Below are 19,570 nucleotides of genomic sequence, written 5' to 3'. Positions count from 1 at the left end.
GGGTATAGGTAATCATCCGGGTCTGTCTTGAAGTGACAGACGACTTCAAATTCTCTCCTCTTTCAGAAGCAATATCACCGCAACTTTAGTCTCATGCCCTACCTTGGCCCCAATAATACCACTTCATCCGAAAGGGGCTGACCTTAAAGGCCTTTATGCGGTATCTTGCACACCTTCCCGGTGTATACGCCCCCGGTTATCCGGGCGGTTCAGACACCTGTTTTGCAGAAGATACCTGACTGAGGTTTATCTATGGTAATGGCTATAGGCGCAATTATCGCCGGCCTTGTATTGCTGGTATGGAGCGCAGACAAGTTTGTGGAAGGGGCGGCCGCGGTCGCAAAACACCTGGGAATGCCCGCACTCCTTATCGGCATGGTGATTATAGGTTTCGGAACTTCGGCGCCAGAACTGGCAGTCTCCGCCATGGCCGCCGCTGACGGTAACCCGGGGCTTGCTCTGGGTAACGGTTATGGCTCCAACATCACCAATATAGCCCTGATTGTTGGCCTTACGGCTGTGATTGCCCCCATTGCTGTCCATTCCCAGGTTATCCGGAAAGAACTTCCGTTACTTGTGGTGCTCACCCTGATTGCCGGCGCCCAATTGCTGGACGGAGAGCTCTCACGGTTTGATGGCTGGGTGTTGCTGGGCGTATTCAGCGCCGTTATGGGCTGGTCCATATTTCAGGGCATGCGAAGCAAGGGCGACCCACTGGCGGATGAAGCCGGTGCCCGGATAGACTCAGATCTCATGCCGATGAAAACAGCCGTAATGTGGCTGATTATTGGCCTTATCCTGCTGGTTGTCAGCTCCCGCCTCCTGGTCTGGGGCGCGGTTACCATAGCCCAAAGCCTTGGCGTCAGTGATCTGGTCATCGGTCTGACCATCGTAGCCATTGGTACGTCTCTGCCAGAACTGGCCTCAGCCCTGGCGGCAGTCCGCAAAAACGAACATGATCTGATTCTGGGTAACATTCTCGGCTCAGGCATCTTCAACACTCTCGCCGTTGTTGGCCTTGCCGCAGTCATACAGCCGCTGTCTGTGGATCCGGAAGTGCTATACCGTGACTGGACGCTGATGCTGGCTCTGACCCTCGGCCTGCTGGTTATGGGCTTTGGAATGACCGGCTGGCGAAAAGTCATCAGCCGGTTTGACGGCTCCATTCTGCTGCTGGTTTACGTTGCCTACACCGGCTACCTGCTTTCCACGGTTGTCGCCGCCAGCACAAGCTGACAACAGAGCCTGCCACTCAGGTTCGCCGACAATTCTCCCGGGGCGCTTATTCATACGCCCCGAAAGAATTGCTGATTCTTAAGGCACCGCTTAACCTCAAATCCAATAAGGATTCAGTCTTTTTCGCGAAACACCAGCGCAACAGAATTCAGGCAGTAACGTCGCCCTGTTGGTGGTGGACCATCCGGGAATACGTGCCCCAGGTGGCTATCACAACGTTGACACCTGACCTCAGTACGGGTCATGCCCAGGCTGGTGTCATCAATATAGCGAATATGCTCGGGATCAAAGGGCTGAAAAAAACTTGGCCAGCCTGTTCCGGAGTCAAATTTGGAACTGGAACTGAACAGAGGCAGATCACAGAGCCGGCAGTGATAAACACCATCCAGCTTGTTATCCAGCAAAGTTCCACAGAAAGGATGCTCTGTACCGTGATCCAGCAATACCTGACGCTCTTCCGGTGTCAGCCCGGCAGCCTTCTCTTGAACTTGTGCCTCTGTCAGAGGTGTCAGGTCATAACCTGCAGCGGAACTACCCATTTTTGCTATCTCCTCAGGCAAGATTGTCGTCGGGGCCGGAGTACTCAGGCTTCAGCCGGTCACTAAAACCGTCAATCAGCTTTTCCATTTTCGGAGCGGCCACCGCCATTATGTATGGCTGATACGGATTACGCGCCGCAAAGTTCTGGTGGTGCTCCTCGGCCCGGTAAAATACATCCAGCGGTTCCAGTGTGGTTACTATAGGCTCCGGGTAGACTCCAGCCTTATCCAGTTGGCGAATGTATGCCTCCGTAACCTGCTTCTGCCCGGGGGTTTCGTAAAAAACAGCAGACCGGTATTGAGTGCCCCGGTCATTACCCTGACGGTTCAGCTGAGTCGGATCGTGAGCCACTGAGAAAAATACCCGCAGCAATTCCCCAAAACTGATTTGCGCGGGGTCGTAGTAAACCCCCACCACTTCCGCGTGCCCGGTTGTGCCTGTGCACACAGCTTCGTAGTTAGCGGTCTCCGGAGATCCGCCCGCATACCCTGACTCCACACGGTTTACACCATCCAGCGCCAGAAGCACTGCCTCCACACACCAGAAGCAGCCGCCAGCAAGAACCAGTCTCTGTTCCCCCTCTTCGGCGGGCAGATCCTGCTCTGGCTCAGGAAAGCGGCTGCGGGGTACTTTCAGGCCCGGGATGCTGCATGATGATGTCATAATGACCTCTTCTACGAATATGAATATCGACAGACTACAGATTGTGGCCGCAAAACCAGCATATTTCCAACCAGCTGCGACAAACCGGAAAGAATGGCGCTCACGGAGAGATACGAACAAATGCCAATCAGGTTGCATCGCTTCTGCGGCCTATCGTAATGTGAGGACAGGCTTGGCGAAACAATACACTGAGCCTGCCTGAAACCAAAGGACAACAGATGACCTCACGGGCCCGAACACAGGAACATCAGGATGAACTTCTGGAGTACCGTCTGAGCCTGAGACTCGGACCTGTTCATGCCCGCCAGCGTCTGGGCATTGAGCGTGAGGCCGAAGCCCGTGTATTCGGCCGTGACCACACATCTTTTCATCTCGAAAACCTGACATCCGCACCAGCCTTTATTCGCTTCTGCCTGAGAATTTCAGGGCTGCTCGGGCGCGGGCAAGCCAATAGCCGGCGCCTGAAAACAGCTTACAACAGCTTTCACTTACCGGATCTGCCTGCATCATTCGAAGGCTTTCGCATCCTGCACCTGACGGATCTTCACGTAGATATGGATGAAGCCAATCTTGAGGCAGTTATACAGCAGATATCCCCGCTGAATTACGACCTGTGCGTACTTACAGGTGACTATCGCAAACAGACCTGGGGGCCGGTTGAAGCGGCCCTTGGAGGCATGGCGCGGCTACGCAAAGCGATTCAGGGGCCAGCCTACGCAGTTCTCGGCAACCACGACAGTGTACGTATGGTGCCCGCCCTGGAAGATATGGGGTTCTCCCTGCTGATGAACGAGATGGTTCCGATAGAACGGAATGGCGAGCGCCTGTACCTCGCTGGAGTAGATGACCCGCATTTTTACAAGGTTCACAACCTGCAACGGGCCGGCGATGACATTCCCCCCGGTGGCATCAGCCTTCTTCTCAGCCATACGCCTGAGATCTGGAGGGAAGCCTCCCACGCCGGCTACGATATGTTCCTGTGTGGCCATACCCACGGGGGCCAGATCTGCCTGCCTGGAGGAATTCCGTTAACACTGGACGCAGACTGCCCGCGCCATCTGGGCCGGGGCTACTGGCAAGCAAACGGAATGCAGGGGTATACCTCGCCCGGAGCGGGTACGTCGGTTGTTAATGTTCGTCTTAATTGCCCGCCGGAAGTAACCATTCATACCCTGACCCGCGGCCCGTCTCAGTGAGGATGGCGCCGGATGCCCAGGCGATAGAGTAGCGGTGATATCCACATATTTGATAGCGTAAAAAACACCACGATAAACACAGCAGTCCAGACTTCAGTCAGCCCCCACCCCAAAGCAAGCAATACCGGAAAAGCCGCCTCCGGCACCTGATCCAGCCCGGGCATGCGCGCACTGGATTTAAGCCCGAGCCGACGCTTGATAAAACTGCTGAGCAAATCACCGACAAGAGCCAGCAAACCGAACAGCAGCCCGAATACGAAACCCAGCCCTGTAACCCAGGCAAACAGCACACAGCAAAGGGCGCCGGAGGCAATCCCCCGCCAGGTCTTGCTTTTTCCCAGCAAGGGGCGACCGTCAAACCAGTTCAGGCCGGCATCTACCGGCGCTGACCAGCGGTGCCCTGACAACTTTGCAGCAACCACTGGCGCGCCGTTAGCCAGCACCAGCATCACAAACAACTCCAGGGATATCAGCAATCGCCGGCACTCCCGATTGGCCTATGCTACTCGTTTCCACCCCGAGTCAGCTTCAGCGGGTCCATCAACTGTTCCAGCCGGTCACGGGGCAAGCCGCTTCTTTCCTCGGCAACATCAATGACAGGCCGGCCAGTTTTATACGCTTCTTTGGCAATATCTGAAGCCAGGCTGTAACCGATCTCGGGGTTCAGTGCGGTCACCAACACCGGGTTGCGTCCAACGCTGGAGTTCAGTGTGTCAGTATTTACAGTAAAGTCCCGGATGGCTTTGTCTGCCAGCATGCCGGTTACGTTACCAAGCAGCCCGATCATATCCAGCAGGTTGGCACCAATAAGCGGCAGCATTACGTTAAGCTGGAAATTGCCGGATTGTCCCGCGATAGCATTGGCACCGTCCAGGCCCATTACCTGCGCTCCCACCATGGCTACAGACTCAGGAATAACCGGGTTAACCTTGCCCGGCATAATACTGCTGCCCGGCTGCAGTGCCGGCAGACTGATCTCCGCAAGTCCATGAATAGGGCCACTGTTCATCCACCGCAGATCATTGGCGATTTTCGTGAGCACAATACCCAGCCCACGTAATTGAGAGGAGAGTGCAACCGGAGCATCTACCGCGCTCTGCCCTGTAAATTTGTGCTCCATAGAACGAAACGGGTGCCCAGTATTGGACTTGAGGAATTTTGCAAACTGGCCAGAGAACTCAGGTAGTGCGTTTACCCCTGTACCTACCGCTGTTCCGCCCTGAGGCAGCGCAAGCAGTTCATCCGCCGCAGCATCAAGCCTCTTTTCTGCGGCCAGTATCTGCTCCCGCCATGTGCGCAGTTCCTGACCAAGGGTAATCGGCATGGCATCCATAAGATGGGTCCGGCCAGTTTTGACCTGCCCGGAAAAAATCGCTTCGCGCTCATAAATCACCCCGCGCAAATGGGTTAACGCAGGAATAAGCCGCTCCCTCACTCCGATCACGGAACTTACGTGAATGGCCGTTGGAATGACATCGTTGGAACTCTGGCTCATATTCACATGGTCGTTAGGATGAACCTCTACGCCCTTTCGTGCAGCAATGGCAGCAACCACTTCGTTCACGTTCATGTTGGTGCTGGTTCCCGAACCTGTCTGGTAACGATCTACCGGGAACTGATCGGCATATTCTCCACGAATCAGCTCCCGACAGGCGTCCATGATCGCCTCACAACTCCGGTTATCGAGAAGCCCCAGGCTGGCATTAGCTTCTGCCGCCGCCTGCTTTACAAGAGCCACCGCCGAGATAAAGGCAGGCGGCATGGGCAAACCACTGACCGGAAAGTTATCGACAGCGCGCTGGGTCTGAGCGCCCCAGAGTGCTCCGGCGGGCACACGAACCTCGCCCAGGCTATCGGTTTCTGTTCTGAAGTCGTTCATGATTCCTCCATAAAGGTGTGCACGATTACGCAACGGAATATTTCCCTGTTGGTAACCAGTGTAGCCCTTCGAAGCACTGGCGTTCATGACACACAAGCAGAATAAGCAGGTCAGCGCCCCACAGCATGCTACCAGCGGCCCTGTACTTGCAGGGGTTAGTGCCTGGAAAATCTCAGGACAAAAGGCTGGTTAACAGGGCACGCAGGCGATTGGGCTTCACCGGCTTGTTAAGAACAGGAAGGTGCTGCGCCCGCATTTTTTTACGCATCTCAGCGCTGTGATCTGCGGTAATCAGGGCTGCGGGCACCTTTTGCCCCAGTCTTTGCCGGATGGCATGAATGGCATCAGGACCTGTCTGCCCATTGTCGAGATGGTAGTCTGCCAGAACAGCCGCCGGCGGCCTGACAGCTCGCTCCAGATACGCAAGAGCAGCCGCTTCACCCGGTGCCGTTTCAACTGTGCAATCCCAGCGCTCAAGCAGAAGTTTCATGCTCTCGAGAACCGCCAGGTCATTATCGATTACCAGTATATTCGCGCCTGAAAACCCATGAGAAAAGGTTTGTGCAGATCCAGTTCCAGGCACGACAGCGTGCTGTCTATCCGTCGCTTCCATCGGCAGCGTCACTGCAAACCGCGACCCTCGACCAGGACGGGAAACAACATCTATCTGGCACTCCAGTACCCGAACCATACGTTCAACAATAGCAAGACCAAGCCCGGCACCCTGACGGCCACCGGAACCCTGGGGTAAAAGCTGATGAAACTCGGTAAAAATCTCCCGCAACTTACTTTTCTCGATACCCGGACCGGTATCCCAAACCTCAATACGCAGGGCATTTTCCCGGGCACGCAAGGCCAGCAGGATACGGCCGTGGGAGGTGTAGCGGAAGGCGTTGCTCAGCAGGTTTCTGAGAATGCGCGTGAGCATGCGCTGGTCGGTTTTAACCACTGCAGGTATTGTTCGAACACGAAAATGAAGCCCGGCATTCGCAGCAACAGCATCGAATTCCTCACCAAGCCCTTTAACCAGTGCCGCCACATCCGTCATTGCCAGATCTGGCAGCATGGCTTTCTGGTCAAGCTTCGAGATGTCCAGCAGATCCGCCAGCAAGTCTTCCGCGCCCTCAAGCGCACGATGTACCTGCTGAACCATCCGGCTCTCTTCAGCCGGAAGCACACTCTCCTGAAGCGCCGAAACCATGAGCCGGGCTGCATTCAGTGGCTGCAGAAGGTCGTGGCTGGCGGCAGCCAGATACTTGTCTTTGCTGCGGTTCGCATCCCGTGCGGCCTTCACCGCAACCACCAGCTCGCGCTTCACTTTCTCGCGTTCTTCGATCTGGTAACGCAGACCAACATTGGCATCCTGCAGTGCTGTTGTGCGATCTTCAACCCTGCGCTCAAGATCGGCATTCATCTGCATCAGTTTTTCCCGGGACTGCACCCTCTCAGTAATGTCAGCCACAAAAGCTTCCACCACTTCAGGCCCCAGATCCGGGCGGCGCAACAACGTTATAGCAACATGAACCGGAGCTCCGTCTGCCCGCCGCAGCCGGATTTCACGAGCACTGAGGCTGCCGTTATCAAGCAATTCCTGACGCAGGCTATCGAACTCACTGGAACTGCAAAAGAGCTGTTCCCGCAGCCGGATTACCCGCGTCTTCAGATCCTCCGGGCCCGAATAACCGCAGATTTTCGCCATTGCGGGATTACACGCCAGAAACCCACCCCTTAAATTGCCCTGAAAAATGCCATGCAACGCATTTTCAAACAGCCACTTATAGCGGTTACGCTCAAGCTCAAGCTCTTCAATACGCTCCTGAAGTGCCGGGTAATAGTTTTTCCGGACAGACTGGCTGCCAAAACCCAACAGATCGCCGATTCCATAGCTGTCGGCCTGTTCATCAGAGGGCTTCTTCATAAACAACCTGAACGTCCCTTAGTGATGATTTTCGGGGGTTGGTCAGAATACAGGGATCCTGTAGCGCAAACCCTGAGAGATAGGGAATATCAGATACGCTGACGCCGAGGTTAGCCAGACTGTCTGCCAGACCGACTCGGCGTTTGAGCTGAACGATGCGGTTCATCAGACGCTTCTGGATTTCAGGCTTGCCCATCCCCCGTGTGTCTATATCCATAGCTTCGGCAACACGGCGAAAGCGGTCTTCTGCCGAACGGAAATTGTAGGCCACCACATGTTCCAGAAGCAGCGCATTACACAAACCATGGGGCAGGTCCAGAAAGCCGCCAAGACTATGGGACATAGCATGGACGGCACCGAGTATGGCATTGGAGAAAGCAAGCCCCGCCTGCATGGAGGCCAGCATGATCTGCTCGCGCAGGAACGGATCGGCTGTATTATCAACCAGCGGTTCCAGATTACGGTTGATCAACCGTATGGCTTCAAGCGCATGGGAGTCTGTCAGTGGCCCGCTGCCGGTAGAAACAAATGCCTCTATAGCATGTACCAGCGCATCTACACCCGTACAGGCCGTAAGGAACGGGCTCATTGTTTCGGTCACTTCCGGATCAATCAGCGAAACATCCGGTACCACCGCTTTGCTTATTATGGAAAACTTGAACCGTCGATTCTGGTCGGAAATGATGGCGAACTGTGACACATCGGCCGAGGTGCCCGCTGTCGTCGGAATGAAGATCAGGGGAGGCGGTGGGTTAGCAATGGTGTCGACGCCTTCGAAATCAAGAATGTGACGGCCATTGCTGGCAATAATCCCGACGCCTTTAGCGCAATCCATAGGGCTGCCGCCGCCGATGGAGACGATGACATCACATTCCGAGGCTTTATAAAGCTCTGCTCCGGCCATCACCTCATCCACACGAGGATTGGCAGACACACCGGTAAAAACAGTTGAACGCAGGCCCGCGTCTGTTAGCAAGGTAACTATTTCACCAACCCAGCCTGCAGCTGCAACACCCGGATCAGACACCAGAAAAACGTGCTTTGCGCCAAGATTACTTGCAAAGTTGGCAACAGACTTTCGAGCCCCCGCACCGAACACAATCTCCGGCGAAACGAACTTTCTCAGTTCCGATACGTCATGACTCATGGGAATGCACTCGTCGTTACATTTTTTTATAGGTATACCCGACAGTTTAACTCAAGTTTTCCGGAGGTTCACCGGCTTTAGGCTTTAGCCCGTGCTTCCTGTAAAACCCATAACTCGCTTCCAGCATTCTCACCTGGTTAATTTGCTGAACAAAGCCGTGCCCCTCGGTTTCAAACCAGTGCAGTTCGGATAGCTGCCCCAGCTTTTTCATAGCTCCGACCATACATCGGGTCTGCTCGGGCACAACAACCTTGTCCTGGCCCCCCTGAAAAAAGATAACAGGCGTGTTTATAGCTGTCGCCTGAAGCCTGGGGGTGCGGGCGTTCCAGCGCTGCAAGTACTGCTGAGGATCCCCGAGCAGCCAATCCAGATACCCGGATTCAAAACGGTGGGTCATGCGCCGGAGTTGCAGCGGGTCGGTAACACCATACAAACTGGCGCCACCAGCGTAGCGACAACTCCCGACCAGAGCCATTAATGCAGTATAGCCTCCGGAACTGCGGCCCTGAATAAATAACCGGCGATCATCAGCAAGGCCGGCCGCCACCAGATAGTCTGCAGCCTGCGCCATATCCGTTACATCAGCCTCGCCCCACCGGCCTGCCAGCGAGAGCCTGAACTCCCTGCCAAAGCCACTGCTTCCACGATAATTTACTTCAGCTACCGCAAAGCCTCGCTGGCACCAGAACTGGACCTGCGGATTAAAAACAGGGTAAGCCGCAGAGGTTGGACCTCCATGCGCCACAAGAATAAGGGGCGGCGCCTTCGCAGCATCGGCAACCGGAGCATAGTAGAAACCCTCAGGGGGCTGGGATTCACCGTGGTACGCCGGGATCTGAAACGCCCGGGGCAATGAAACCTGATATCCCGGCAGTGCTTCCTCGCCTCCGGCGACAACGCATACACGGCCAGTGTCAGGATCAACCTCCAGCACTGCATCCAGTTGCACAGGAGATCTGGCAATCACATAGAGATAACCACCGGCGGCACACAAAGAGCGGAAATCAGTGAAATTGCCGGCAACCCTTACACCGCCACCAGCACCCGGTTCTGAAAGCCACAGCTCACCGGAACCATTGCGATAACACACCCGAGCCCACCGGGAGTGAGGTAAGGGGCAATGATATGACTCTCCCAGTTGCCAGGGAGCATTTGCATGATCCAGCGGAGGCACCTGATTGCCAATCAGCCAGCTACCCGAAACCGCCTGATGATCAACCTGCCAGGGCTGCCACCAGCCTTCATGATCCGACATCACCCAAAGTGTCTGACCGGCGAAAACGGGCTGCTGCACTGAGGCATCTTTGGGTGCATCCCGGACCCGGCAATCGACCAGCTTTCCGTCACTACCGATGTCTGCCGTCCACAGGCGGGTCCGCAACCAGGGCATGTCAGGCAGTTGCCAGCTTACCCAGGCTATACGGCGACCATCCGCGGATAGCGCGGGTGCGCTATAAAAATCCTCACCGCAGTGCAACACCTCAGGCTCGCCCGTTAACCCGACAGCAACCAGTTCCTGCCGGCCCTGAGCAGAACTTCCTTCGGCGTCACCAGTCTCCCTGACGGCCAGTACCCGGTCTCTCAGCGGGTCGGCAACAAGCCCGCCATAGGCGGCCTCATCGTCTGTCAGTGCCCGGCTAAGACCACCTTCGTGGTGAACAAAATGAATTCGCTGGCAGTCGCTTACTACAAACGTGCCCGTTAATGAGGCTGCGATAGCGCCACCACCATAACCATTCACACGGCTACGAATACTGAGACAGGCATTATGCAGCCGGGCAGATCCTTTATTCCCAAGGGGAAGATGCCATAACCGGTTAGTACCTGTATGAGGTTCGCTCTGCAGCCAGAACAGACCTGCCTCACAGGCAACGAGACTGGCGCGCTGGGTGTAGCCTTCACAGGCTTCACTGGCGCTAAGTACCCGGAACTCAGGAGCCTCCGGCATAATCAGCTCTTGAAGAACAGTCTGGAGTTTTCTGCGTTGCGATAGGTCAGCTCAGCGATGCCAACAGAGGCATGGTCTGCGGCTTTGCGGGCAGCCAGAATGCGATCGTGATAAGACGACTTGCTGCAAACCGGATCTGCGTTATCTGCATTACCCGTGAGCAGAAAAGCCTGGCAACGGCAGCCGCCGAAATCCTTATCCTTCTCATCACATGAACGGCAGGGCTCTGGCATCCATGCATCGCCACGATAATGATTAAACCCGGGGCTGTCGTACCAGACAGATTTCAGGCTTGTGTCACGAACATTCGGAAAGTCGATCGGCAACAGACGGGCACTGTGGCAGGGCAAAGCGGTGCCATCCGGGGCAACCGTCAGGAACAGATTCCCCCATCCGTTCATACAGGCTTTAGGGCGCTCTTCATAATAGTCCGGCGTTACGAAAATCAGCTTCATAGGCGAGCCCGAAGCCTCAAGCCCGGCGCGGTAGTCATTCACCTCAAGCTCTGCCTGTTCGAGTTGCGCTCTGGACGGCATCAGCCCTTCGCGATTTTCGAGAGCCCAGCCGTAATACTGGCAGGTCGCCAACTCAACAAAGTCAGCACCCAGACGCTCGCACAACGCCATTATGTCCTTCATCTGGTGAATATTATGGCGGTGAATCACAAAGTTAAGCACCATCGGATAACCCGCGTCTTTTACCGCGCGGGCCATTTTCAGCTTCTGCTCAAATGCTTTTCGCGAGCCGGCTATGGCATTATTGAGCTCAGGGTCTGATGCCTGAAAGCTCACCTGAATATGATCCAGGCCCGCTTCGGCAAAGGCCTGTACTTTTGCTTCTGTCAGGCCCAGTCCAGAGGTAATCAGGTTGGTGTAATACCCCAGCGAACGAGCCTCTGCGATAAGCTCTTCCAGATCCTGACGCACCAGAGGTTCACCGCCGGAAAACCCGAGCTGTGCCGCTCCCATTTCCCGCCCCTGCCGCAGCACCTGAACCCATTGCTCTGTAGTGAGTTCACGTTCCGTTTGGGCAAAGTCCAGGGGGTTTGAGCAGTAAGGACACTGGAGCGGGCAACGATAGGTCAACTCCGCCAACAGCCACAGCGGAGGTCCTACACTCACATCAGCCTTACCTGTTGCGACCGGGGAAGAAAGTGTCATGACAGTTCCAGCCAGTGTTGATTACATGCATGTTCGAGAAACTCGCACACGTCATCTTTCAATTCCCCTGCATCCGGGAACTTCTGTTCGAGCACCGAAACGAGGTCTGCAACACTGCGCTTACCATCCACTTCGCTGAGAATGGCTCCCGCGCTGTCATTCAGCTTTACCATACCTTCGGGATACAGGAGAACGTGGCACTGCTGCGCGGGCTCCCACTGAAACCGGAAACCGCGCCTGAGGCGAAGTACATTTACCATGTCGACTTCCATCAAAGCCCCCGGTGCCAGACTTGCTGGTCAGTAACTGTATGGAACGGTGGTGTTTCATGGCTATACGCCATAGTGAGGGCATCCAGAATGGACCACAGAATATCCAGCTTGAACTGAAGAATATCGAGGGCCCGGGCCTGCTGGGCTTGAGTAGTAAAGTGCTCCAGCGTAATCGTCAGGCCATGCTCTACATCACGCCGGGCTTCTGATAGCCGCTTACGGAAGTAGCTGTACCCCCCCTCCTCTATCCAGGGATAATGCAGGGGCCAGCTATCAAGCCGGGACTGGTGTATTTCGGGCGCAAACAGTTCCGTCAGGGAAGAACAGGCCGCCTCCTGCCAGGTCGCCCGCCGGGCAAAATTCAGATAAGCGTCTACCGCGAACCTTACTCCAGGCAATACATGGCGCTGATCAATCACTTCTTCGCGACTCAGCCCTACCGACTCCGCCAGGCATAACCAGGCTTCAATACCACCGCAATCCCCATCGTGGCCATCGTGGTCAAGAATGCGTTGTAGCCATAACTGGCGCACACCCGCATCCGGGCAGTTCGCCATAATCGCAGCGTCTTTTCGCGGGATCATAATCTGGTAGTAGTAGCGATTGGCAACCCAGCCCCGGATCTGTTCCTGGGTGCATTGCCCGCTGTACATGGCTTTATGATATGGATGATGGATATGGTAGAAGCGCCCTTTATCCCGCAAAGCCTGCTCGAAATCCGACCGGTTCATGACAGTGTTTGCAATGGCGTTCATGGCTGCCCCACAAGTTCAATCTGCATCCCGTCCCAAGCCACCTCTATGCCATGCTGCGACAAGGTCGCACGCTCGGGAGAGTCTTCATTCAGGATCGGGTTGGTGTTGTTTATATGGATCAGAATTTTGCGTTTGGCCGGCATAGTATCAAGCACTTCAATCATGCCGCCTGGTCCGCTCTGGGCGAGATGGCCCATATCCTGCCCGGTTTTGGTGCCAACCTTCTGGCGAATCATTTCATCGTCGTGCCACACAGTTCCATCAACCAGCAACACATCGGCCTTTCGCATCCACGAGAGGACACGCGAATCCATCTGCCCAAGGCCAGGTGCGTATAGCACGCTCTGTCCGGTCCGGGTGTCTTCGATAAAAATACCAATATTGTCACCGGGATGCGGGTTATCACGGCGTGGAGAATAAGGTGGCGCGTTGCTTAGCAGAGGAATTGCGGTCAGATTCAGTGATGGCGCACAGGGAATAGCGAACGCAGCAGACTCAGAAGCCTGCACTTCCCGCCAGTTAAGCCCTCCGTTCCAGTGTTTCAACATAGTGAACAGGGGAAACCCGGAACTCAGATCGTCTTTCACTTGAGCGGTACACCACACGTCCAGTGGCAACCCTTCTCTCAGGGTCAGCAGACCTGTGGTGTGGTCAACCTGGCTGTCAAACAGCAAAACTGCGTTAATGCCAGTATCCCGGAGGGCCCGGGCTGGTTGCATGGCAGGACATGAAGCCAGTTGAGCGCGAATGTCCGGCGAAGCATTAAACAGTATCCAGCGCTCGCCATCCTCACTGACAGCAATGGAGGACTGTGTTCGTGCACGGGCATTCAGGGTGCCTTTACGAAAGCCGTCACAGTTAGCGCAATTGCAGTTCCACTGCGGAAAACCGCCTCCAGCAGCAGAACCAAGAATATGGATATACATGGGCAGAAGCTCCGGAAGTAAAACGGCCAGCAATACCACGCTGGCCGTTTCAGCTTTCAGCGGTTGGCGAAGTACATAGTGACTTCGAAACCGATACGCAGATCTTCGTAAGCTGGCTTGGTCCACATAATGCTCACCTCTTTTGTCATGATTATTTGTGCATTAAGGGTGGATCGGCGGCATTGCCGATGCCCCACAATCCATCCTAAAGACAGACAACAGGGGGCCATATGGTACTTTCGCACTGTTTTGGCAAGGCCATAAGTTGTATGGGCAACGGGATCAATTCCAAAGCCGGAATCAGGAGTTCAGGCAGAGAAGACAAAAACAAAAAAAGGCCCGTAACGGGCCAAAAGAGAGTGACACAACAATCCCGACTCTCAGCAAAGGGTTCCCTGGAAGCCCCAGGAAACAAAGGTGCACGTCCCTCGTGCAGGGCCACTGGCCAGCCTGTGTGAAGGAGCTGGCCAGTAACACTTCGATCAGAAAAAGCCTAGCGGGTTACTGTCATAGCTGGTCAGCAGGCACTTGGTCTGCTGGTAGTGATCCAGGGCAAGCTTGTGGGTTTCACGGCCAATACCCGACTTCTTGTAGCCGCCAAAAGCAGCATGCGCAGGATACGCGTGATAACAGTTCATCCACACCCGGCCAGCCTGTATGCTGCGGCCCATGCGATAAGCCCGATTGGTATCGCGGGTCCAGACACCGGCTCCAAGACCAAACTCGGTATCGTTGGCGATCGCGAGCGCTTCTTCCTCGGTTTTGAAAGTGGTCACACCAACAACCGGGCCAAAGATCTCCTCCTGGAATACCCGCATGTTATTGTCGCCCTTGAACAGCGTGGGCTGGATATAGAAGCCGTTATTGAATTCGTCACCAACGTCTTCACGGTCACCACCGGTGAGCACAACCGCGCCCTCGTCCTTGCCAATCTGGAGATAGGACATGATCTTGTCGAACTGTTCTTTGCTGGCCTGCGCACCTACCTGAACATCGGTGTCCAGCGGGTTACCACGCTTGATTGCCTTGGTGCGTTCAACAACCTTCTGCATGAATTCTTCAAACATATCTTCCTGAACCAGGGCACGGGACGGACATGTGCAGACCTCCCCCTGGTTAAAGAATGCGAGAACCAGACCTTCAACACATTTGTCTACAAACTCAGGCTCGGCCTTCATAACATCAGAGAAATAGATGTTCGGGGACTTGCCACCCAGCTCTACTGTTGAAGGAATGATGTTTTCGGCAGCACACTTGAGAATGTGGGAGCCAACGGGTGTAGAACCTGTAAATGCAATCTTGGCGATGCGCTTGCTGGTCGCAAGAGCCTGCCCTGCTTCGATACCGTAACCATTCACAATGTTAAGAACACCCGGCGGCAACAGATCGCCAATGATCTCCATCAGAACCAGAATACTTGCAGGTGTCTGCTCAGCTGGTTTCAACACGGTGCAGTTACCTGCAGCCAGGCACGGCCCAAGTTTCCATGCAGCCATCAGGATCGGGAAGTTCCAGGGAATGATCTGACCAACAACACCCAGCGGCTCGTGGAAATGATAAGCCACTGTATTGTGATCAATTTCACCCATATGCCCTTCCTGGGCACGAATGCAGCCAGCAAAATAACGGAAGTGGTCTGCAGCTAATGGAATATCTGCGTTCAGCGTCTCGCGTATGGCTTTGCCATTATCCCAGGTTTCTGCAACTGCAAGTGCTTCAAGGTTCGCTTCAATACGATCAGCAATTTTCAGAAGGATATTGGAGCGTTCTGCTGCTGACGTACGCCCCCACGCCGGAGCTGCCTTGTGCGCCGCATCCAGAGCCAGATCGATATCTTCCGCCGTAGAACGAGGAATTTCACAGATTACATCACCCGTCACAGGGGTAATATTCTCAAAGTATTGCCCTTTAACCGGAGCAACCCACTCGCCGCCAATGTAATTCCCGTAACGGGATTTGAATGAGACGACGGATCCGTCCTTGCCTGGTTGTGCGTAGATCATGAGTTAGACCTCTTGTTGTGTTTGACGCTGGACAACGCATTTCTAGCGTTTACCCGATAACTGTAGACCCGAAAACGCACTCCTGAAATAATTCCTTCGGTGCGTAACACTCGTTATTTGGTATTAGATGAAAAAACTACACTCGTTGCGCAGAGAAGGCCGCATAGCGACCCTCCCCGCTGATAGCCATAATTAACGGCTGACTACCCGGTCTTCAGGCAGCTTGAAAGTCCAGACCATGCCGCCCTGGTTGAAGTGTTTGACAACCTTGGCAACTTCGCCTCCCCAAAGTGGAACCGCACCGCCCCAGCCGGATGCAACCGAAACGTACTGCTCTCCGTTCATGGTCCAGGTAACCGGCGTACCGACTACACCCGAGCCGGTATTGAACTTGTACAGTTCCTCTCCTGTTCTGGCGTCAAATGCCTTCAGATAACCTTCCGGCGTCCCAGTGAATACCAGGTTGCCCGCCGTCGTCATGACCCCACCCCAAAGTGGTGCAGGGTTATTGTAGCGCCAGACTTCCTTACCGGTTTTAGGATCCATGGCACGCAAGACACCAATGAACTCGTCATTGGTCGGTTTAATGGTGAAACCCGCGCCCAGGAAGGCTGCTCCCTTCTTGTAGGATACGGCTTCGTTCCAGATATCCATGGACCACTCATTGGAGGGCACATAGAACAACCCGGTGTCCTGGCTGTAAGCCATGGGCTGCCAGTTCTTGCCACCAAGGAAAGCGGGCTGGGCGACGACACTTTCGCCTTTATCGCCTCCCGCCTTGGATGGATCGCCAGGACGACCATCTTTGGTGTTGTAGATCGGGCGGCCATTTTTATCAAGGCCGGTAGCCCAGGTGATCTTGTCTACAAACGGGAACCCTCGAATGAACTCACCATTGGTACGGTCAAGCACGTAAAAAAAGCCGTTCCTGTCTGCTGTAGCTGCTGCCTTGACCGTCTTGCCATTTTCTTTGTAATCGAAAGAAATCAGTTCATTGACACCGTCATAATCCCAACCGTCGTGAGGCGTGGTCTGGAAGTGCCATTTTATGCTGCCGTCATCCGGATCAATAGCCAGACGCGAGGATGAGAAGAGGTTGTCACCAGGGCGCAGATGCGAGTTCCAGGGCGCCGGGTTGCCGGTACCGAAGAACAGCGAATCGGTACCGGCATCGTAGGTTCCACCCAGCCAGGTTGCCGCACCACCGTTTTTCCACATATCACCGGGCCATGTCAGACCAGCCTGACCACCGGAAATACCGTTCTCTACGGCCTTACCATCTTTGTAGACATAGCCCATATGGCCTTCTACCGTAGGTCGGGTCCAGACCAGGTCGCCGGTTTTGGCGTCATAGGCTTCAACTTTACCGACAATACCGAATTCACCGCCGGAGACACCGGTGATAATTTTGCCTTTGACGACGATTGGCGCAGCGGTAATGGCATAACCGGCCTGATAGTCCGCTACCTTTTTGATCCAGACGACCTTACCTGTGTCTTTGTTCAGCGCAACCAGCTTGGCATCCAGAGTGCCAAAGACCACCAGATCGCCATACAGGGCGACGCCCCGGTTGACCACATCGCAACACGGCATGATGCCGTCAGGGAGGCGGGCATCGTACTGCCAGATTTCCTCACCGGTCATCGCATCAATGGCATAGACCCGGGAATATGAAGCGCTCACATACATGACGCCATCTTTAATCATTGGCTGGGATTCCTGCCCACGCATTTTTTCGCTACCAAACGAAAATGCCCACACAGGTTGCAGGCTTTTGACGTTACTGGTATTCAGCGTATCAATGGGGCTATAACGCTGCCCCTGCAGACCCATACCGTAACTGACGACGTCATCAGCTGTGTCCTGGTCATTCAGGATGTCCTGGTCGGTGACCGCTTGGGCACCTAGCGAAACAGCCAGGGCAAGTGCACTGGCTGCGAACTGCTTACCGATCTTGTTCGATCTCATGGTTGCGCTCTCCAAAGTCTCTTGTTTTCAGTTTTGGCGGCGAGCCGGGAAATCTTCCCGCCTCTGTACCAATTCTTGGACGTCTCGCAGTCCGCAACAATTGCTCCCCCGACCAACTTCTCTAATCACTTGGTAGTAATCCTCTTACGGCATAAAAAAACCCGCAGCTTGCAGGCTGCGGGTTTTAACATTACTCAGGCCCTGTACAGGCTATCGGGCCAGTGCGCCAAGCGACGCTTTCTCGTAATCGGAGTACAGGTGTGTGGCTGTCCGTATCAGCTCATACCGGCTTTCCGCCACGGTATCAAAACGTGGGGGAACTGGCTGATCCATAACTTCGCTTAGGGTCAGCCCCTGCCGGGCTGATTCAGTCATCATGCTGTCCAGCCAGGTGATGTAGTCTTTCATCTGGGCAAATGCCACTCCGTCGTGAACAACCGGACCATGACCAGGCACCAGCCGGTCAAAATCAAGCGCCTCAAGCTGCTCCAGCTCTGCAGCCCAGACTTTCAGGCCCGGGGTTTGAGGGGTTGTGAGTGCACGGTTGTAGAACACCATGTCAGAGGCAAACAGCGTCTTGCTGGTCTCATCGAACACCACCAGATCGGCACCTGTATGTCCGGTAAAGGCCATCAACTGAAAACGGTGATCGCCCACCACCAACTCGCCCGGAACAGCCTCGCGGGTTGGCAGAACAATTTCTGTTCCCCGCATCCAGTCACCGATCATTCGGTACATGTTGTCAGAGAATGCTTCTCCGTCAGACGCCAGTTGTTCCCGGGTTGCCGGAAGTGCATATAACGTCGAGGGGTCAAACGCCTGGTTACCAAACACATGATCCGGATGATGGTGTGTCAGCAACACGTGGGTGACGGGCTGATCGGTATGCTCAGCAATCGCAGCACGCAATTCCTCGCCATACTGGCGGGATGGCCCTGTATCAATGACAACAACGCCGACACTGGTAATCACGAAAGCCGTATTGACGATATTGCCACCGTTGATGCGGGAAAAATTCTCAGTACGACCCTCAACCACCCAGACACCTGGCGCGATTTCCACTGGCTTGAGCCCGTACCTGAGCTCCGCCGCATGGACAACCGGGAACAGTGAGATGAGGGTTAACAGGGCGAAAGCGGCGAACCGGTGCCAGGCACTCATTGGGCACCCCCTGTCTTCTCACCAAGACTATGCTCAAAGACATTGCCGTTATTGTCACGCATCCACAGGATCAGGTCCGGGTCGTTGCCTTCCAGCTCAAAAACGAACATCGGGTTCTCGGATGCTGATTCCGACAGGTTCATTGAAAGCAATGGCACAGTATTCTCTGCCTGCTTCAACTGCACCTGCTCTATGTGGAAAACGGGAATGTTTCCGACCATGCCGGAATCCATCGGGTGCATGACATTAACCTTGAAGCGAATGTGGTCCGCCCGGGAAAATGCACCACTACGAATCTGGCCGAATTCCTTTTCCCAGTCAGGATTACCGGCGGTCATACTGGGTGCCGTACAGCCACCACCGGCAGCATCAACAAACGCACCACCCATATGCCACACTCCGTCGCTGTCGAGCACCGCCGCTCTGACAGTCGTCGCCTGCTGAACCCGAAAATTCAGCGCAATGACCTCCGCCAGACGCTCACCCGGTTCGTAGGTAAACAGATGCGGAATCGGGTTCAGGTCAACCCAGGCCACCACCTTGCGAATAGTGCCGGCAAAGGCTTCCAGGTTCAGGGTCAAAGGCACCTGGGCTGAATTTTCTGCAAAAGGTGGCACTTCAAGCCGGACGCTGGGATCGATCACGACACTGAGATTGTCACCCAGATACTTGTTAAGGTTGTACGTCCACATTGGAGAGTCGAACGGATCTTCAGGAATTCCAGCCTGCGAAATTGCAGACCACCCCATACCGAGCACTGCGAGCAGCGCTGTTCTTGCCCAGAGTTGTGTCATAGCA

Annotated in this window: 18 protein-coding genes; 2 read left to right on the top strand and 16 right to left on the bottom strand. The window is 54.9% G+C overall.

Annotated elements, in window-relative coordinates:
* Positions 1-252 precede the first annotated feature (252 nt).
* On the top strand, positions 253-1,236 hold the full coding sequence (locus tag CPA50_RS00470; RefSeq protein ID WP_179397124.1) for a calcium/sodium antiporter: 984 nt from the start codon (positions 253-255) through the stop codon (positions 1,234-1,236).
* A gap of 113 nt (positions 1,237-1,349) precedes the next feature.
* Here the strand turns inward: CPA50_RS00470 and msrB are convergent, their stop codons facing one another.
* The gene (gene msrB / locus CPA50_RS00465) at positions 1,350-1,775 is read right to left on the bottom strand and encodes a peptide-methionine (R)-S-oxide reductase MsrB (protein WP_096780547.1); all 426 of its coding nucleotides are present in this window, start codon (positions 1,773-1,775) and stop codon (positions 1,350-1,352) included.
* A 13-nt stretch (positions 1,776-1,788) separates the two neighbouring features.
* Positions 1,789-2,439 carry a peptide-methionine (S)-S-oxide reductase MsrA gene (gene msrA, locus CPA50_RS00460; protein ID WP_096780546.1) on the bottom strand — a complete coding sequence of 217 codons (651 nt, stop codon included), beginning with the start codon at positions 2,437-2,439 and terminating at the stop codon, positions 1,789-1,791.
* Between the two features lie 218 nt (positions 2,440-2,657).
* Between msrA and CPA50_RS00455 the strand changes: the two genes are divergently transcribed.
* Positions 2,658-3,635: a metallophosphoesterase gene (locus CPA50_RS00455; RefSeq protein ID WP_096780545.1), complete on the top strand. Its 978-nt coding sequence runs from the start codon at positions 2,658-2,660 to the stop codon at positions 3,633-3,635.
* Here the strand turns inward: CPA50_RS00455 and CPA50_RS00450 are convergent.
* The 14 genes from CPA50_RS00450 to CPA50_RS00385 all read right to left on the bottom strand — a co-directional run bounded on the left by CPA50_RS00450 (position 3,629) and on the right by CPA50_RS00385 (position 19,566).
* Entirely contained in the window at positions 3,629-4,111 is a 483-nt protein-coding gene (locus CPA50_RS00450; RefSeq protein ID WP_096780544.1) for a CDP-archaeol synthase, read from the bottom strand. The genes CPA50_RS00455 and CPA50_RS00450 overlap by 7 nt on opposite strands.
* 26 nt (positions 4,112-4,137) lie before the next feature.
* Entirely contained in the window at positions 4,138-5,514 is a 1,377-nt protein-coding gene (locus tag CPA50_RS00445; RefSeq protein WP_096780543.1) for a class II fumarate hydratase, read from the bottom strand.
* A 172-nt stretch (positions 5,515-5,686) separates the two neighbouring features.
* A complete protein-coding gene (locus CPA50_RS00440; RefSeq protein ID WP_096780542.1) occupies positions 5,687-7,432 on the bottom strand; it encodes a NahK/ErcS family hybrid sensor histidine kinase/response regulator in 1,746 nt (581 codons plus the stop codon).
* Entirely contained in the window at positions 7,416-8,579 is a 1,164-nt protein-coding gene (gene ercA, locus CPA50_RS00435) for an alcohol dehydrogenase-like regulatory protein ErcA (protein WP_096780541.1), read from the bottom strand. Before ercA ends, CPA50_RS00440 begins: the two co-directional genes overlap by 17 nt.
* 46 nt (positions 8,580-8,625) lie before the next feature.
* Positions 8,626-10,527: a prolyl oligopeptidase family serine peptidase gene (locus tag CPA50_RS00430; protein WP_096780540.1), complete on the bottom strand. Its 1,902-nt coding sequence runs from the start codon at positions 10,525-10,527 to the stop codon at positions 8,626-8,628.
* A gap of 2 nt (positions 10,528-10,529) precedes the next feature.
* The gene (pqqE, locus tag CPA50_RS00425) at positions 10,530-11,687 is read right to left on the bottom strand and encodes a pyrroloquinoline quinone biosynthesis protein PqqE (protein WP_096780539.1); all 1,158 of its coding nucleotides are present in this window, start codon (positions 11,685-11,687) and stop codon (positions 10,530-10,532) included.
* On the bottom strand, positions 11,684-11,962 hold the full coding sequence (gene pqqD, locus CPA50_RS00420) for a pyrroloquinoline quinone biosynthesis peptide chaperone PqqD (RefSeq protein ID WP_179397123.1): 279 nt from the start codon (positions 11,960-11,962) through the stop codon (positions 11,684-11,686). The genes pqqE and pqqD overlap by 4 nt, the downstream gene beginning before the upstream one ends.
* Entirely contained in the window at positions 11,959-12,714 is a 756-nt protein-coding gene (gene pqqC / locus CPA50_RS00415; RefSeq protein WP_096780537.1) for a pyrroloquinoline-quinone synthase PqqC, read from the bottom strand. Before pqqC ends, pqqD begins: the two co-directional genes overlap by 4 nt.
* Positions 12,711-13,640 (bottom strand): pyrroloquinoline quinone biosynthesis protein PqqB, encoded by a 930-nt coding sequence (gene pqqB / locus CPA50_RS00410; protein WP_096780536.1) that lies wholly within the window; start codon positions 13,638-13,640, stop codon positions 12,711-12,713. Before pqqB ends, pqqC begins: the two co-directional genes overlap by 4 nt.
* A gap of 56 nt (positions 13,641-13,696) precedes the next feature.
* On the bottom strand, positions 13,697-13,768 hold the full coding sequence (gene pqqA / locus CPA50_RS00405; RefSeq protein ID WP_007153157.1) for a pyrroloquinoline quinone precursor peptide PqqA: 72 nt from the start codon (positions 13,766-13,768) through the stop codon (positions 13,697-13,699).
* 354 nt (positions 13,769-14,122) lie between these two features.
* Positions 14,123-15,643 carry an aldehyde dehydrogenase family protein gene (locus CPA50_RS00400; RefSeq protein WP_096780535.1) on the bottom strand — a complete coding sequence of 507 codons (1,521 nt, stop codon included), beginning with the start codon at positions 15,641-15,643 and terminating at the stop codon, positions 14,123-14,125.
* A gap of 192 nt (positions 15,644-15,835) precedes the next feature.
* Positions 15,836-17,611, bottom strand: coding sequence for a PQQ-dependent methanol/ethanol family dehydrogenase (locus CPA50_RS00395; RefSeq protein ID WP_096780534.1), 1,776 nt, complete (start codon positions 17,609-17,611; stop codon positions 15,836-15,838).
* 210 nt (positions 17,612-17,821) lie between these two features.
* A complete protein-coding gene (locus CPA50_RS00390) occupies positions 17,822-18,772 on the bottom strand; it encodes a quinoprotein relay system zinc metallohydrolase 1 (RefSeq protein ID WP_096780533.1) in 951 nt (316 codons plus the stop codon).
* Positions 18,769-19,566, bottom strand: a complete 798-nt coding sequence (locus tag CPA50_RS00385) for a quinoprotein dehydrogenase-associated SoxYZ-like carrier (protein WP_096780532.1) — start codon at positions 19,564-19,566, stop codon at positions 18,769-18,771. The genes CPA50_RS00390 and CPA50_RS00385 overlap by 4 nt, the downstream gene beginning before the upstream one ends.
* Between the last annotated feature and the right edge of the window lie 4 nt (positions 19,567-19,570).

The sequence above is a fragment of the Marinobacter sp. ANT_B65 genome, assembly GCF_002407605.1.
In the GTDB taxonomy this organism is placed as follows: domain Bacteria; phylum Pseudomonadota; class Gammaproteobacteria; order Pseudomonadales; family Oleiphilaceae; genus Marinobacter.
The sequence above is the reverse complement of the archived record's forward strand: the minus strand, read 5'-3'. Positions and strand labels throughout refer to the sequence as shown.

Excerpts from the sequence above, each read along its gene's own strand:
- pqqC (WP_096780537.1), bottom strand. The coding sequence starts at position 12,714 with ATGAACGCCATTGCAAACACTGTCATGAACCGGTCGGATTTCGAGCAG.
- CPA50_RS00390 (WP_096780533.1), bottom strand. The coding sequence starts at position 18,772 with ATGAGTGCCTGGCACCGGTTCGCCGCTTTCGCCCTGTTAACCCTCATC.
- CPA50_RS00440 (WP_096780542.1), bottom strand. The coding sequence starts at position 7,432 with ATGAAGAAGCCCTCTGATGAACAGGCCGACAGCTATGGAATCGGCGAT.
- ercA (WP_096780541.1), bottom strand. The coding sequence starts at position 8,579 with ATGAGTCATGACGTATCGGAACTGAGAAAGTTCGTTTCGCCGGAGATT.
- CPA50_RS00445 (WP_096780543.1), bottom strand. The coding sequence starts at position 5,514 with ATGAACGACTTCAGAACAGAAACCGATAGCCTGGGCGAGGTTCGTGTG.
- CPA50_RS00430 (WP_096780540.1), bottom strand. The coding sequence starts at position 10,527 with ATGCCGGAGGCTCCTGAGTTCCGGGTACTTAGCGCCAGTGAAGCCTGT.
- CPA50_RS00395 (WP_096780534.1), bottom strand. The coding sequence starts at position 17,611 with ATGAGATCGAACAAGATCGGTAAGCAGTTCGCAGCCAGTGCACTTGCC.
- CPA50_RS00470 (WP_179397124.1), top strand. The coding sequence starts at position 253 with ATGGTAATGGCTATAGGCGCAATTATCGCCGGCCTTGTATTGCTGGTA.
- CPA50_RS00385 (WP_096780532.1), bottom strand. The coding sequence starts at position 19,566 with ATGACACAACTCTGGGCAAGAACAGCGCTGCTCGCAGTGCTCGGTATG.
- msrA (WP_096780546.1), bottom strand. The coding sequence starts at position 2,439 with ATGACATCATCATGCAGCATCCCGGGCCTGAAAGTACCCCGCAGCCGC.
- pqqB (WP_096780536.1), bottom strand. The coding sequence starts at position 13,640 with ATGTATATCCATATTCTTGGTTCTGCTGCTGGAGGCGGTTTTCCGCAG.
- pqqE (WP_096780539.1), bottom strand. The coding sequence starts at position 11,687 with ATGACACTTTCTTCCCCGGTCGCAACAGGTAAGGCTGATGTGAGTGTA.
- CPA50_RS00400 (WP_096780535.1), bottom strand. The coding sequence starts at position 15,643 with ATGATCTACGCACAACCAGGCAAGGACGGATCCGTCGTCTCATTCAAA.
- CPA50_RS00455 (WP_096780545.1), top strand. The coding sequence starts at position 2,658 with ATGACCTCACGGGCCCGAACACAGGAACATCAGGATGAACTTCTGGAG.
- msrB (WP_096780547.1), bottom strand. The coding sequence starts at position 1,775 with ATGGGTAGTTCCGCTGCAGGTTATGACCTGACACCTCTGACAGAGGCA.